Source organism: Paeniglutamicibacter sp. NPDC012692, from assembly GCF_042901625.1.
Lineage (GTDB): Bacteria > Actinomycetota > Actinomycetes > Actinomycetales > Micrococcaceae > Paeniglutamicibacter.
The window spans coordinates 1035453-1050573 of the sequence record NZ_JBIBDE010000001.1 but is presented as its reverse complement, the minus strand read 5'-3'; the positions used below and the strand labels follow the sequence as shown (position 1 = coordinate 1050573).

The window sequence follows — 15121 nt, the reverse complement described above, 5'->3', positions numbered from 1 at the left end:
GAGTGGCACCTGTTGAAGACAACAGGTGCCACTTTTCACATCCCCGGCAAGACGCCAGCGGCAGCCAACAAGAGCGCCTAGACTGGATCGGTGGCTAGCTCTAATCGCGATGGATTCGTACACCTTCATACGCACACCGAATACTCAATGCTTGACGGTGCTGCACGTCTGACCGAACTCTTTGAAGAGACCAACCGGCTTGGGATGACCGCTCTGGCCACCACCGACCACGGTTACCTCTTCGGCGCCTTCGACTTCTGGAACAAGGCAACCCAGGCCGGCATCAAGCCGATCATCGGCATCGAGGCCTATGTGACCCCTGGTACCGCTCGCGACGACAAGACCCGCGTGAAGTGGCGCACCGACGAAAGCCAGAAGCGTGACGACGTCTCCGGCGGTGGCCTCTACACGCACATGACGTTGCTGAGCTACAACAACACCGGCATGAAGAACCTGTTCAAGGCCTCCTCCATCGCCTCCCTCGATTCCGTGTTCGGCAAGTACCCGCGCCTTGACCGCGACCTGCTCAACACCTACCACGAGGGCATCATCGCCACGACCGGCTGCCCCTCCGGCGAGGTCCAGACCAAGCTGCGTCTGGGCCAGTACGCAGAGGCCAAGGCCGCCGCCGCAGAGTTCCAGGACCTTTTCGGCAAGGAAAACTACTTCTGCGAAATCATGGACCACGGCCTGGACATCGAGCGCCGCGTGACCCAGGACCTGTTGCGCCTTGCCAAGGAACTGGACATTCCCTTGGTCGCCACCAACGATCTGCACTACACCCACGAGCATGACGCCAAGGCGCACGAGGCGCTGCTGGCCATCAACTCCGGTTCCACCCTCGACGAGCCCACCTACGACCAGGGCGGTTCGCGGTTCGCGTTCCAGGGGTCCGGCTACTACCTGAAGTCCCCGGCAGAGATGCGCCACCTCTTCAAGGAACTTCCGGATGCCTGCGACAACACGCTGCTGATCGCCGAACGCGCCGAGGTCTCCTTCGACACCAGCGCCAACTACATGCCGCGCTTCCCCTGCCCGCCGGGCGAGGACGAGACCAGCTGGCTGATCAAGGAAGTCGACAAGGGGATGCACTACCGCTACCCCAACGGTGTTCCGGAGGCCTCGCGCAAGCAGGCCGACTTCGAACTCGACGTCATCATCAAGATGGGCTTCCCCGGCTACTTCCTCGTCGTGGCCGACTTCATCAACTGGTCCAAGGACAATGGAATCCGCGTCGGGCCCGGACGTGGTTCGGGCGCCGGTTCCATGGTTGCCTACGCGATGCGCATTACCGACCTGGACCCGCTGGTCCACGGGCTGATCTTCGAACGCTTCCTGAACCCGGAACGTGTCTCCATGCCCGACTTCGACGTCGACTTCGATGATCGTCGCCGCTCGGAGGTCATCAGGTACGTGACCGAAAAGTATGGCGACGAACGCGTGTCGATGATCGTGACCTACGGGTCTATCAAGACCAAACAGGCGCTGAAGGACTCCTCGCGTGTGCTTGGCTACCCCTTCTCCATGGGTGAATCCCTGACCAAGGCGCTGCCTCCAGCCGTCATGGCCAAGGACATCCCGCTCAACGACATCGAGGACCCCAAATCCAAGCGGTACTCCGAGGCCGGGGACTTCCGCCAGCTGGTCGCCACCGACCCCGAGGCCGCGCGCGTTTTCGAAACCGCGAAGGGCATCGAGGGGCTGAAGCGCCAGTGGGGCGTGCACGCCGCCGGCGTCATCATGAGCTCCGACCCGATCATCGACGTCATCCCGATCATGCGCCGCATCCAGGACGGCCAGGTCATCACGCAGTTCGACTACCCGACCTGTGAAGGCCTGGGGCTGATCAAGATGGACTTCCTGGGATTGCGAAACCTCACCATCATTTCCGACGCCCTGGAAAACATGAAGGCGAACCAGGGCATCGACCTGGACCTGGAGCGCCTGGAACTCGACGATGCCGGCGCCTACGAATTGATGGCCCGGGGCGACACCCTGGGCGTGTTCCAGCTCGATGGCGGGCCCATGCGCTCGCTGCTCAAGCTCATGCGCCCGGACAACTTCGAAGACATCTCAGCTGTGCTCGCGCTGTACCGCCCGGGCCCGATGGGCGCGAACTCGCACAACAACTACGCGTTGCGCAAGAACAAGCTCCAGGAAGAAACGCCGATCCACCCGACCCTGGAGGAACCGCTGCGGGAGATCCTGGGCGGGACCTACGGCCTGATCGTGTACCAGGAGCAGGTCATGTCCATTGCGCAGAAGCTGGCCGGCTTCTCGCTGGGCCAGGCAGACATCCTGCGCCGCGCCATGGGCAAGAAGAAGAAATCCGAGCTGGACAAGCAGTTCGCCGGATTCTCCCAGGGCATGGTCGACAACGGGTTCACCATGGAAGCCGTCAAGGCCCTCTGGGACATCCTGCTGCCCTTCTCCGACTACGCCTTCAACAAGGCGCACTCTGCGGCCTACGGCGTCATTTCCTACTGGACCGCGTACCTCAAGGCCCACTACCCGTCCGAGTACATGGCGGCGCTGCTGACCTCCGTGGCGGACGACAAGGACAAGACGGCCATGTACCTGAACGAATGCCGCCACATGGGCATCACAGTTCTGGCCCCGGACGTCAACGAGTCGGCGCTGAACTTCACCCCTGTGGGCAAGGACATCCGCTTCGGCATGGGCGCGATCCGCAATGTCGGCGCCAACGTCATCAACGCCATGGTCGAGGCACGCAAGGAAAAGGGCAACTTCGAGAACTTCTCGGACTTCCTGCAGAAGGTCCCGGCAGTGGTCTGCAACAAGCGAACCATCGAATCGCTGATCAAGGCCGGCGCCTTCGACTCCATGGGCCACGCGCGCCGTGCCCTGGTGGCGATCCACGAAGAAGCCGTCGACTCGGTCATCGCGGTCAAGCGCAACGAGGCGGCCAACCAGTTCGACCTCTTCAGCGCGTTCGACGACCCGTCGGTCGCCTCGGGCATGACGGTCTCGGTTCCGGACATGCCGGACTGGGAGAAGAAGGACAAGCTCGCGTTCGAGCGCGACATGCTCGGCCTGTACGTCTCGGACCACCCGCTCAAGGGCCTGGGCGGCCTTCTGGAGCAGAACGCCGACATGTCCGTCACCCAGGTGCTCTCCGACGACGGCCCGCAGGACGGTCACACGGTCACGATCTGCGGCATGATCACCTCGCTGCAGCGCCGGATCGCCAAGAAGTCGGGCAACCCGTACGCCCGCTGCGAGATCGAGGACCTGTCAGGCTCCATGGAGACGATGTTCTTCGGCAACGCCTACGCGCCGATCGCCAACGTGCTGGCCGAGGACTTGATCGTCGTGGTCAAGGGCCGGGTGCAGAAGCGCGACGACGGGTCGATCACGCTCAACGCCCAGGAACTCACGGTGCCCGAGATCCGCGAGGACGGTGAAAGCGGTCCCGTGGTGATCTCCATGGCCGCGCACAAGGCCACCGAGGACGTGGTCATGGCGCTCGGCGACGTGCTGCGTGTGCACCAGGGAACCACCGAGGTGCGTGTGAAGCTGCACGGCAGCCGCGGCACCTCGCTGATGCGCCTGGGCATGGAGTACCGGGTCAACCCCAACTCGGCTCTCTTCGGGGACCTGAAGGTGCTGCTCGGCCCGACCTGCCTGGACGGCTAAGGCCAGGCCCAGCCCGAGGCATGCGAAAGGCGCCCGAGCGGTCCACCCGGTTTACGGGGGGACTACTCGGGCGCCTTCGCGTATGCCGGGGCCAGGGCGGGGTAGAAATCGTCCCACCTCACGGATTCGACGTCGCCGCCCTCCAGGTGCACCAGCAGCCGCTGCAGGTAGTACTCCCAACCCGGCCCGATGGTGCTTGGGTCGTCAGTCGGCCCGAGCTCATGGATGAACGTGACCTTCTTCGTTCCCGGTCGACCCGAAAGCTCCATGCCAAGAACCCATGCCCCTTGTTCGGTCTCGACGGTCACAAAGAAATAGTAGGGCGGCCTGCACCGGAGGACCTGCACGCTCCCGGCCGCCGCTTCCAAGCCCTCTTCGAGGAAGGCGAACCGCAGGTCGCCGCGGTCCGTGTTCCCGCGCAGGATCCCCACCCAGGCGCGGAGGCCCTCGGCGGTGGTGGAGGCTTCCCAGATGTCAGGGATGTCGTACTCCGAATCGAGTTCGATGACGATGCTCCGGGCGCCGGTGCGAAACCAAATCTCGACGCCGCCGTGGGCCTCTGTCATGGGATTTCCCTCCGCCGAAGGCAGGGTCCTACTCCGACGCCCTCGTGTATGCCGGGGCCAGGGCGGGGTAGTAGTCGTCCCACTTGACCGACTCGACATCGCCGCCCTCGAGCGAAACGATCGCCCGCTGGACGTAGTACTCCCAGCCCGGCCCGATGGTGCTCGGATCGTCGGTCATGCCGAGGTCATGGATGAAGCGGATCGTGCTCACCCCGTCCTGCCGGGACAGTTCGAGCCCGAGGTTCCACGCGCCGTACTCGCTGTCCGTGGTGAAGGAGAGCTCGTGCGGCGCCCTGCAACGGTGGATCACCAGGTTCGCGGGCGATGCTTCCTGTCCGCCCTCGACCATGGAAAACTGCAGGTCGCCCGCTTCGCGACTTCCGCGAAGGACCCCCACCCAGGGCTCGAGGCCCTTCGGGGTGGTGAATGCGTCCCAGATTTTCTCAAGATCGAACGCGACCTTGCGTTCGATCGCGATGCGCAGTCCGGTCGGCGATGGCTCGAATCCGCCATGTGGCTGTGGCATGTGGTTCCCCTTCTGATGTGTGTGTTCGTGCTGGTTGCAGACTATGGCACCGGGATGCGCCGGGGGAAGCATGCCGGAACCCGGGGAGTGTCGCTTTGATTGTTAAGGGGGAGGTGCGGGCTTTTCGCGGTGCCGGCCCGCCGACCCTATAAACTGGTGCGGTGACTAGCAACGCCAGCCCCCAGACCTTTTCCGCGCTCCAAGACCTAGATCTGCGGGGTGCCGCACTGGACCATGCGAGCCTCAAGGCGGTGCTGCCGAGGCCCGAGCTCAACTTCGCCACGGCCGCCGAGGCCGTCGAGGGCATCATCACCCGTGTGCGCACCGAGGGATTCGCCGCCCTGAGCGACCTGGCCGAACGCTTCGACGGCGTCACCCAGACCCACACCCGGGTCCCGGCCGAGGCCATGGTCCGCGCCCTGGAGGAACTGGACCCCAAGGTCCGTGCCGGGCTCGAGGAATCCATCGCCCGTGCCCGCACCTTTGCCGCGGAACAGGTCCCGGGGAGCAGCGAGGTCCGCTACGCCACCGGTGCGACGGTGACCCAGCGCTGGGTTCCCGTCCGTCGCGTGGGCCTGTACGTTCCCGGCGGCCTGGCCGTGTACCCCAGCTCCGTGATCATGAATGCGGTTCCCGCCCTGGCCGCGGGGGTCGGCTCGTTGGCCATCGCCTCGCCGCCGCAGAAGGAATTCGGCGGACTGCCGCACCCCACCATCCTGGCCGCCGCGCAGCTGCTGGGCGTGGAGGAGGTCCACGCCATGGGCGGGGCCCAGGCCATCGCGGCACTTGCCTACGGCGTGCCGGTTGCCGAGGGCGAGGACCCCGAACTGGCCATCGAGCCGGTCGACGTTGTCACCGGACCCGGCAACCTCTTTGTCGCAACCGCGAAGCGCCTGGTCAAGGGCGTTGTCGGGATCGATGCCGAGGCGGGACCCACCGAAATCGCGATCCTGGCCGATGCGACGGCAAACCCCGGCTACATCGCAGCCGACATGATTTCCCAGGCCGAGCACGACCCGAACGCCGCGGCCGTGCTGGTCACCGATTCCCCGGAATTGGCGCAGTCCGTGCGCGAGGCGTTGGAAATCCAGTGCAACACCACCAAGCACTCGGAGCGGGTGCGCGTCGCCCTGGGCGGAAACCAGTCCGCTGTGATCCTGGTCGACGACCTGGAATCCGGCATCGCCGTGTGCAACGTGTACGCAGCCGAGCACCTGGAAATCCACACGCAGGATGCCCCCGCCGTTGCCGGGCGCATCACCGCTGCCGGTGCCGTCTTCGTCGGTTCGCACTCGCCAGTGAGCCTCGGCGACTACTGCGCCGGGTCCAACCACGTGCTGCCGACCAGCGGAACCGCGGCCTTCGCCTCGGGCCTGAATGTGAATACGTTCCTGAAGGCAATCCAGGTCATCGACTACGATCGCGCCGCGCTGAGCGAGGTGGCCGGGCACGTGATTGCCCTCGCGAACGCCGAAGACCTGCCCGCGCACGGCGACGCCGTCGCGATTCGTTTCGACAACGCCTGAAAATCATCGGCCGTCAGCGCGCCAAAGTGACGCAAGCCACTACATATGGTAATGACAATGTTGTGATTAGGCTATATGTGGTTCTAAACTGAAGCGAAGCACTCATGTGTTTCGCAAAGTTCCCAAAGAATGGAGTGCCGTGTACTGCCCATATTGCCGGCATACCGATTCGCGTGTCGTAGATAGCCGGCTCACCGACGATGGCACCGCAATTCGCCGCCGCCGCCAATGCGCAGCCTGCGGACGCAGATTCACCACCGCCGAAACCACGAGCCTGAACGTGCTCAAGCGTTCGGGCGTCGCCGAACCGTTCAGCCGGGCCAAGGTCATCAACGGCGTGCGCAAGGCCTGCCAGGGCCGTCCCGTCACCGACGATGACCTGGCGGTGCTTGCCCAGGAGGTCGAGGAGACCGTACGCTCCAGCGGGGCCGCGGAAATCGACGCACACCAGGTGGGGCTGGCCATCCTGGCGCCGCTCCAGCGCCTGGACGAGGTGGCGTACCTGCGGTTCGCCAGCGTCTACCAGGGCTTCGAGTCGCTTGAGGACTTCGAGCAGGCCATCGACAAGCTGCGGCGCGAACGCGAAGAACGCCCGACGGGCAAGCAGCGTCCGCTGAGCGCCAAATAGCATCATCGGGACCACCGAAAACGGGTGGTGTTCCGGGGCAACAAGCCCGGGAACACCACCCGTTTCGCGTATGTACGACTAGCTGGCGAGCTGCTCGGAAATCACCGACTGCAGGGCCGAACCGACGATCCCGGCGTTGTTCTTCGAGGAAGCGACAACGATCGGGGCATTGACCGAAATCTTCGGAAGGTAGTCGTCGGCCCGCTTCGAGATGCCGCCGCCAATCACAAAGAGGCTGGGGGAGAGCAGGAACTCCGTGTGGGTGAAGAACCGCTGCAGGCGCTCCGCGTACTCGTCCCAGGACAGGTCGTCGCGTTCGCGCGCCGAGGCCGAGGCCTTGGTTTCGGCAACGGCCGAGTCGATTTCCAGGTGTCCCAGTTCGACGTTGGGAACCAGTACGCCGTTGTGGATCAGGGCCGAGCCGATGCCGGTGCCCAGCGTGATGAGCAGGACCGTTCCGTCGACTCCGCGTCCGGCGCCGTAGCGGACCTCGGCCAAGCCTGCGGCGTCCGCGTCGTTCATGACGTGGACGGGCCGGCCCAGCCGTTCGGTGAGCAGTGAATCGACGTCCGTGCCGATCCAGGACTTGTCCACGTTGGCGGCCGAGCGGGCCACGCCGTGGTGGATGATCGCCGGGAAAGTGACGCCCACCGGGGTGGTTGCGGCCGGAGCGCCCTCGCGGGAGGAAAGCTCCTCGACGATCTGGGCCACGACCTCCGCGACAGCGGCCGGCGTGGCGGGCTGGGGGGTGTCGATCCGGAAACGGTCACCAATCAACTTGCCACGGGTCAGGTCGACGATGCCGCCCTTGATGCCCGTGCCGCCGATGTCGATTCCGATGGCAACGGTTGCTGGATCCTGCGCGTTTTTAGACATGCTGTTATTCAGGTTCTCTCTCGTGCGGGAAAGGTCCTGCCGTTAGGGCAGGGTGAGGATTTCGGCCCCGTCCTCATTGACGAGCAGAGTGTGTTCAAACTGTGCGGTGCGTTTGCGGTCCTTGGTGGTGGCGGTCCAGCCGTCCTCCCACATGTCCCATTCGATGGTTCCCAGCGTCAGCATGGGCTCGATGGTGAACGTCATGCCCGGTTCGATGAGCCTGTTGTAGGCAGGTGCGGCATCGTAGTGCGGGATGATCAGACCGGTGTGGAAGGATTCCCCGACGCCGTGGCCCGTGAAGTCCCGAACCACACCATAGCCGAATCTTTTCGCGTATGCCGAAATAGTACGGCCGATTACGTTTATTTCGCGGCCAGGCATGACCGACTTGATGGCGCGGCGCAGCGATTCCTCGGTGCGTTCAACCAGCAGGCGCGATTCCTCGTCGACGTCCCCGGCCATGAACATGGCATTGGTGTCGCCGTGGACCCCGCCGATGAAGGCGGTGATGTCGATGTTGATGATGTCGCCATCCTCGACCACGGTGCTGTCCGGGATCCCGTGGCAGATGACCTCGTTGATCGAAGCGCACAGCGACTTGGGGAAGCCTCGGTAGCCCAGCGTGGAGGGGTAGGCGTTGTGGTCGAGCAGGAACTCGTGCCCGATGCGGTCCAGTTCGTCGGTTGTCACGCCGGGAACCACCGCCTTGCCGACCTCGGCCAGCGCCTGCGCCGCGATCTTCGAGGCGATGCGCATCTTGGCGATGACCTCCGGGCTGCGGATTTCCGATGCGTCGGACTTCCGCGGTGCCGGGCGGCCGACGTACTCGGGCCGCTGGATCGATGCGGGGACGGGGCGCTGTGGGGTCTGGACGCCGGGCTTCAGGGACCCGACTGGTGCTGTTGACGCAAGAGGCATAACGCCTATTCTAGCCGTGCACCCAAGCCCCGGGCGCATGGGTCCGGTGTGGACCGTTCAGGCGTGCGGCCCGGGGCTGTAGGGTGGGCATTACCCACGCAAGACAGAGCCAATGGAAGGCGGACAGCCAGATGAGCAAGGAACTCCCGGGTGAGGGCGAATACTGGTTCAACATCGTCACGGGGCAGGTCGAATCCGGCCCGCAGGCGGACTGGTCACAGCTGCTGGGCCCCTACAACTCGCGCGCCGAGGCCGAGCAGGCCATGACCAAGGTGCGCGAGCGCAACGAACAATGGGACGCGGAAGACGCGGCCGAGGACGAGGACTAGCCTCTAGTTCTCGAACTCGTGCTCGGGCGCCGGGAACGATCCGGAAACGACGTCCTGGTGGTAGGCGGTGGCGGCCTGCGAAACGATGGAGCGCAGGTCGGCATACTTCTTCACGAAGCGTGCGCTCTTGCCGCCGCCCAGCCCGAGCATGTCCTGCCACACCAGGACCTGGCCGGTGGTGACGGGGCCCGCTCCGATGCCGACCGTTGGCACGTGCAATGCTTCGTCGACGCGGCGGGCGGTCTCGGTGGGAACCATTTCCATCAGGACGGCGAAGGCGCCGGCGGCCTCCAACGCCTGGGCGTCTGCGATCAGCGCGCCCGCGGCGTCACCGCGACCCTGGACCCGGTAGCCGCCCAGTGCGTGCTCCGACTGCGGGGTAAAGCCGATGTGCGCCATCACCGGGATGCCCGCGGCAACCAGGGCCCGCACGTGCGGCGCGAAGTAGGTGCCGCCCTCGATCTTCACGGCATGCACCCCGCCTTCCTTCATCAGGCGAACGGCCGAGGTCACGGCCTGCTCGGGGGAGACCTCGTAGGAGCCGAAGGGAAGGTCACAGACCACCAGGGCGCGCTTGACGCCGGAGGTCACGGCCTTGGCAAAAACGATCATCTCGTCGAGGGTGATCGGCAGGGTGGAGGAATACCCCACGACGGTGTTGGCGGCCGAATCCCCGACCAGCAGGACCTCGATCCCGGACTCGTCGAAGATGCCGGCCATCATCGTGTCGTATGCGGTGAGCATCGCAAACTTCCGCCCCTCGGCCTTGGCCGTTTGCAGGTGGTGGACGCGGACGCGCCCGGCCGGGGCCTGCGCGGCGGGGGTGGAGTTTGCGGGGACTGGGGGATGAGCACTCATGGGCAAGAGACTAATGCACATTCCCCAAACACGTAGCACCGTGTCATGTAGGGAAAACCGTATAAAGTGATGGAGGCGGCACTTTCCGCCCCCAAATAAAGACGTTGTGGAAGGAACCCGCCGTGGATCGCCAGCAGGAATTCGTCCTCCGAACCATCGAAGAGCGTGACGTGCGCTTTGTTCGCCTGTGGTTCACCGATGTGGTGGGTTCGCTGAAGTCGGTGGCCCTGGCCCCGGCCGAGGTCGAGGGCGCCTTCGAGGAGGGCCTGGGCTTCGATGGATCCTCCATCGAAGGACTATCACGCATATACGAATCCGATATGCTCCTGCAGCCGGATCCGGCCACCTTCCAGATCCTGCCGTGGCGCGGGGAAACCGAACCCACCTCCCGCATGTTCTGCGACATCCTCACCCCGGACGGACTGCCGGCGGCCGCCGACTCCCGCCACGTGCTCAAGCGCCAGCTGGCCGTTGCCTCGGAGATGGGTTTCACCTGCTACACCCACCCGGAGATCGAGTTCTACCTGCTCAAGTCATCGGAGATCGGGGCCGACGGCTACCCGGTGCCGGTCGACCGCGGCGGCTACTTCGACCACGTCACCGGCGGCGTCGCACAGGACTTCCGCCGCACCGCGGTGACGATGCTCGAGGCCGTCGGCATCTCCGTGGAATTCAGCCACCACGAGAACGGCCCCGGACAGAACGAAATCGACCTGCGCTACGCCGATGCGTTGCAGACGGCCGACAACGTGATGACCTTCCGCACCGTCATCAAGGAGGTGGCGATCCAGCAGGGCATCTACGCGACGTTCATGCCCAAGCCGTTCTCCGACGAACCAGGCTCCGGAATGCACACCCACTTCTCCCTCTTCGAGGGCGACACCAACGCCTTCTTCGAGGCCGGGCGCGAATTCCAGCTTTCGGACACCGCACGCCAGTTCATTGCCGGCATCCTGCGCCACGCGCCGGAATTCACCGCCGTGACCAACCAGTTCGTGAACTCCTACAAGCGCCTGTGGGGCGGCGGCGAGGCCCCGAGCCACAGGTCCTGGGGCCACAACAACCGTTCGGCGCTGGTCCGCGTCCCGCTGTACAAGCCGGGCAAGGGCCAGAGCGCCCGCGTGGAATACCGCGGCATCGACTCGGCCACGAACCCGTACCTGGCATACGCCTGCCTGCTCGGTGCCGGCCTGAAGGGCATCCAGGAGGGCTACGAGCTCGAGCCGCAGGCCGAGGACGACGTCTGGGGCTTGAGCAGCGCGGAGCGCCGCGCATCCGGCCACGACCCGCTGCCCGGTTCGCTGCACGACGCCATCCGCGCCATGGAGGAATCCGAGCTGGTGGCCGACATCCTCGGCGAACAGGTCTTCAACTCCTTCCTGCGCAACAAGCGCGACGAGTGGGAAGCGTACCGCCAGAACGTGAGCCCGTTCGAGCTTCGCCGTTACCTCGGGATCCTCTAGGAGCAATACGTGAATCCCACACGGCGGCTCATCTCCGCCGGCTTTGACGACCTCGAACGTGCCAAGCGGTTCCTGGCGGCCGAGGAACTCTCCGGGGTCGACCTCAAGGAACTCGTCGGGAACCTGGCCAACGCCGCGGACCCCGACCTGGCGCTGCTGTCCCTGGTCAGGCTGATCCCGCACGCCCCGGCCGCGGTGAAGCTGGTGGAGAACCCGCGCACGGCCCCGGGCCTGCTGCGCGTGCTCGGCGCCTCCGACGCCCTGGCCGGCTTCATGATCCGCGAGCCCGGGGCGCTGTCCGTGTTCGAGCAGGTGCCCGACGCGCACATCAAGGGGTGCGCCGCCGGAGACCTGCGGGAACAGCTCCTGCGGGCCGTCGGCGCGGACCCGGAATCGGCCGCCGCGCCGGTGGCCACGCTGTCCGGCCCCGAGGGCTACCGTGCGCTGCGTGTCGCCTACCGCCGGGCCCTGCTGTCGCTGGCGCACCGCGACCTCGGCGCGGCCAACGCGCTGGACGCGATGCCGGTGGTGGGCCGCGAGCTCGCTGACCTGGCCGCCGCGGCCATCGAGGCGGCGCTGGCCGTCAGCCGGGTCGAGGCCGCCGAGCGCTTTGCCGCCGAGGACGTTGCCGCCGTGCGGCTGGCCGTGATCGGCATGGGCAAGTGCGGTGCCCGCGAACTGAACTACGTCTCGGACGTCGACGTCATCTACGTGCACGCGAGCGAAGGACTCGACGAACAGCTCGCCTCAAGCATCGCGGCGGTGCTGGCGGCGGGCATCTCCCGCGCCATCGACTCCACGGGACCGGAGCCGGGACTGTGGGAGGTCGATGCAAACCTGCGCCCGGAGGGCAAGGACGGCGCGCTCTCGCGCACCCTCGAATCCCACGCCGCCTACTACAAGCGCTGGGCCGCCTCCTGGGAATTCCAGGCTCTGCTCAAGGCGCGCGCCATCGCCGGTGACGCCGAGCTGGGGGCCGACTACGAGGCCATGGCCGCGCCGCTGATCTGGTCCTCCTCCGAGCGGGCGGGCTTCGTCGAATCGGTGCAGGGCATGCGCCGCCGCGTCACCGCCAACATCAAGCCGGAGGAACTCTCGCGGCAGCTCAAGCTGGGCCCCGGCGGCCTGCGGGACGTGGAATTCACCGTCCAGCTGCTGCAGCTGGTGCACGGCCGGGTCGACGAATCCCTGCGCGTGCGCACCACCACCACGGCCATCGGCGCGCTGAGCCGGGCCGGTTACATCGGCCGCGACGACGCCGAGAGCTTCGACGGCTCCTACCGTTTCCTGCGCGTGCTCGAGCACCGCATCCAGCTCGTCAACCTGCGCCGCACGCACCTGATGCCGCAAAGGGAGTCGGGCCAGCGGGTGCTTGCCCGCGGGGTGCGCTCGATGCTGGGCGTGGAACTTGCGACCGCGGCGAAGCTGCTGGAGCGCTGGGGCGAAACCAAGCGCGAGGTCCGCAAGCTGCACGAGCGGATCTTCTACCGCCCGCTGCTGAGCACCTCCGCCAACCTCTCCCGCGACGAGGTCCGCCTGAGCCCGGAGGCGGCCCAGGCCCGCCTGCGAGCCCTGGGCTACGTCGACCCCAAGGCCGCAATGCGCCACATCGACGCGCTCACCGGCGGGGTGCGTCGCCGGGCCGCCCTGCAGCGCCAACTGCTGCCGGTGCTGCTGGGCTGGATCGCCGAGGGCGTGGACCCGGACGCCGGCCTGCTGGGCTTCAGGCGGCTGAGCGAATCGCTGGGGGAGTCCCACTGGTACCTGGGCATGCTGCGCGACTCGAACGCGGCGGCCGAACGCCTGTGCAAGATCCTCTCCAACTCCCGGTTCATCACCGACCTGCTGGAGGTCTCCCCGGAATCGACGGCCTGGCTGGGCTCCGACAAGGACCTGCAGCCGCTGTCCTTCGAGGCCCTGTGGGCGGAGATTTCCTCCAAGCTCAAGCGCAACCTCGGCACCGACCCTGCCATCCGGCTCATCCGGGTGATCCGCCGGCGCGAGATGCTGCGCATCGCGCTGGCCGACGGCGCGGAGGTCATCGACCAGGACGGGGTGGGCCGCGCGCTGGCGGACAACGACCGGGCCGCGGTGCTCGGCACCCTGCGGGTGGCGCAGAACCTCGAGTTCGAGACGACCGAGCAGCTGTGCGAGGTGCTGGTTGTCGCCATGGGGCGCCAGGGCGGCCGCGAGATCGGCTACTGCTCGGATGCAGATGTCATGTTCGTGCAGCGGCCGCTCGAGGGGGCCGACCCGCAGGCCGCCCAGGAACAGGCGCTGCGCATCGTCACCTCGCTCGGTTCCTTCCTGGCCAAGCCCATGTCCCCGGCGATCCAGGCCGAGCCGCGGCTCGAGGTCGACGCGAAGCTGCGCCCCGAGGGGCAGAGCGGACCGCTGGTGCGTTCGTTCGACGCCTACCAGGAGTACTACAAGCGGTGGGTCCACGTCTGGGAACGCCAGGCCCTGCTGCGTGCCGCGCCCATGGCCGGATCCGACGAGCTGGCCGAGGACTTCATGGCCTTGGCCGACGAGGTGCGCTACGAGGAGCCGATCGGGGAGGACCAAGTCCGGGAGATCCGCCGGATCAAGGCACGGGTGGAGGCCGAGCGGCTGCCGCGCGGCGCCGATCCGGCCCGCCACCTCAAGCTGGGCCGCGGCTCGCTCAGCGACGTCGAATGGCTGGTCCAGCTGATCCAGCTGCAGCATGCGGCAACCATTCCCGCGCTGCGCACCACCTCGACGCGGCCCGCGCTGCATGCGATCGCCGAGGCCGGCATCATTCCGGCGGAGGACGTCCAGATCCTCGACCACGCCTGGGCCCTGGCCACCAGGATCCGCAGCGCGGGGGTGATCTGCACGGGCCGGGTGACGGACGTGCTGCCGCATTCCTGGCGGGACATGGAAGCCGTCGCCCGCTGGTGCGGGTACTCGCCGGGGGAGGCCGCGGTGATGGAGGACGACTACCTCAAGGCCACCCGGCGTGCGCGACAAGTTTTTGAGCGACATTTTTACGCCTTCGAGGACTAAAACGCCGAAACCCGGGGCATAGTAAGTAGCAGCAAACACCACTGCCACTTCGAAAGGTAGGCACCCCTGCCATGCATATCACCCGAGCCGAAATGGACGACCTGGTCGAACGCGAGGCGGCAAAGGCCGCGGCCACGGCAAACGGGCGCAGCGCCGTGGCGGTGCTCAAGGACGGGCGGCTGCGCCACACGTTGATCACCCTGACGGCCGGATCCAGCCTGAACGAGCACCCCAAGCCGGAGTCCGCGACGCTGCTGGTGTTGCGCGGCAGCATCGTCGTCAGCTGGGAGGGGCAATCCACGGCCATCGCCCACGGCGGGCTGTTCGTCCTCCCCGACGCGCTTCACGATGTCGTGGCGGAGTCCGACAGCTCGTTCCTGCTCACCACCATTGCGGACCTGCCGAGGACCGGGGAGGTCTAGCCGTGTCCGTGCTCGTTGCGCTGGCGGCAGGAGGGATGTACTCGAACAACGACGAGGACGGCGCGCAGGTCGCCTACAAGATCCTCGGAAACGGGACCCTGGCCGTGCTCGTGAAGCCGGTCGGCGGCGAGCTGACGATCCTGCGCGAGTTCTCGCCCGCGGGATATGCCTGGGTCGAAGGGAAGCGTTTCCTGGGCGACGTCGACAGACTGGCGGGATCCGACGGGATCGTCCTGTTCGGCTGAGCCCCGCCGTGGACGGAAACGACTGGGTTTGGAAACGCCCGATGCGACGAAAGGGAGCCAACGACGATTGTCGTTGGCTC

13 protein-coding genes are annotated in these 15121 nt (G+C 66.3%); 8 read left to right on the top strand and 5 right to left on the bottom strand.

The window, feature by feature from the left end:
- Positions 1-90: 90 nt before the first annotated feature.
- Positions 91-3657 (top strand): DNA polymerase III subunit alpha, encoded by a 3567-nt coding sequence (gene dnaE, locus ACFY5D_RS04830; protein ID WP_387525767.1) that lies wholly within the window; start codon positions 91-93, stop codon positions 3655-3657.
- Positions 3658-3719: 62 nt separating this feature from the next.
- Here the strand turns inward: dnaE and ACFY5D_RS04825 are convergent, their stop codons facing one another.
- Both ACFY5D_RS04825 and ACFY5D_RS04820 read right to left on the bottom strand, forming a co-directional pair.
- Positions 3720-4223 (bottom strand): SRPBCC domain-containing protein, encoded by a 504-nt coding sequence (locus ACFY5D_RS04825; protein ID WP_387525764.1) that lies wholly within the window; start codon positions 4221-4223, stop codon positions 3720-3722.
- Between the two features lie 28 nt (positions 4224-4251).
- Positions 4252-4749 carry an SRPBCC domain-containing protein gene (locus tag ACFY5D_RS04820; protein ID WP_387525761.1) on the bottom strand — a complete coding sequence of 166 codons (498 nt, stop codon included), beginning with the start codon at positions 4747-4749 and terminating at the stop codon, positions 4252-4254.
- 161 nt (positions 4750-4910) lie between these two features.
- Here ACFY5D_RS04820 and hisD point away from each other — a divergent pair, with 161 nt between their 5' ends.
- Positions 4911-6275, top strand: coding sequence for a histidinol dehydrogenase (gene hisD, locus ACFY5D_RS04815; RefSeq protein ID WP_387525758.1), 1365 nt, complete (start codon positions 4911-4913; stop codon positions 6273-6275).
- A 139-nt stretch (positions 6276-6414) separates the two neighbouring features.
- Entirely contained in the window at positions 6415-6903 is a 489-nt protein-coding gene (nrdR, locus tag ACFY5D_RS04810) for a transcriptional regulator NrdR (protein WP_387525755.1), read from the top strand.
- Positions 6904-6981: 78 nt separating this feature from the next.
- Here nrdR and ppgK read toward each other — a convergent pair whose 3' ends face one another.
- Together ppgK and map are read right to left on the bottom strand one after the other, a co-directional pair.
- A complete protein-coding gene (gene ppgK / locus ACFY5D_RS04805) occupies positions 6982-7779 on the bottom strand; it encodes a polyphosphate--glucose phosphotransferase (RefSeq protein WP_387525752.1) in 798 nt (265 codons plus the stop codon).
- Between the two features lie 42 nt (positions 7780-7821).
- Complete coding sequence (map, locus tag ACFY5D_RS04800) at positions 7822-8697, bottom strand: type I methionyl aminopeptidase (RefSeq protein WP_387525749.1); 876 nt, start codon at positions 8695-8697, stop codon at positions 7822-7824.
- 131 nt (positions 8698-8828) lie between these two features.
- Here map and ACFY5D_RS04795 point away from each other — a divergent pair, with 131 nt between their 5' ends.
- Positions 8829-9026: an SPOR domain-containing protein gene (locus ACFY5D_RS04795; protein ID WP_387525747.1), complete on the top strand. Its 198-nt coding sequence runs from the start codon at positions 8829-8831 to the stop codon at positions 9024-9026.
- A gap of 3 nt (positions 9027-9029) precedes the next feature.
- Here the strand turns inward: ACFY5D_RS04795 and panB are convergent, their stop codons facing one another.
- Complete coding sequence (panB, locus tag ACFY5D_RS04790) at positions 9030-9884, bottom strand: 3-methyl-2-oxobutanoate hydroxymethyltransferase (protein WP_387525744.1); 855 nt, start codon at positions 9882-9884, stop codon at positions 9030-9032.
- Positions 9885-10006: 122 nt separating this feature from the next.
- Here panB and glnA point away from each other — a divergent pair, with 122 nt between their 5' ends.
- From glnA to ACFY5D_RS04770, 4 genes are all read left to right on the top strand, one after another.
- A complete protein-coding gene (gene glnA, locus ACFY5D_RS04785; RefSeq protein ID WP_387525741.1) occupies positions 10007-11347 on the top strand; it encodes a type I glutamate--ammonia ligase in 1341 nt (446 codons plus the stop codon).
- 9 nt (positions 11348-11356) lie between these two features.
- A complete protein-coding gene (locus ACFY5D_RS04780) occupies positions 11357-14374 on the top strand; it encodes a bifunctional [glutamine synthetase] adenylyltransferase/[glutamine synthetase]-adenylyl-L-tyrosine phosphorylase (RefSeq protein ID WP_387525738.1) in 3018 nt (1005 codons plus the stop codon).
- 71 nt (positions 14375-14445) lie between these two features.
- Positions 14446-14796 carry a cupin gene (locus ACFY5D_RS04775; RefSeq protein ID WP_387525736.1) on the top strand — a complete coding sequence of 117 codons (351 nt, stop codon included), beginning with the start codon at positions 14446-14448 and terminating at the stop codon, positions 14794-14796.
- A 2-nt stretch (positions 14797-14798) separates the two neighbouring features.
- On the top strand, positions 14799-15041 hold the full coding sequence (locus ACFY5D_RS04770; protein ID WP_387525734.1) for a hypothetical protein: 243 nt from the start codon (positions 14799-14801) through the stop codon (positions 15039-15041).
- Positions 15042-15121: the final 80 nt, after the last annotated feature.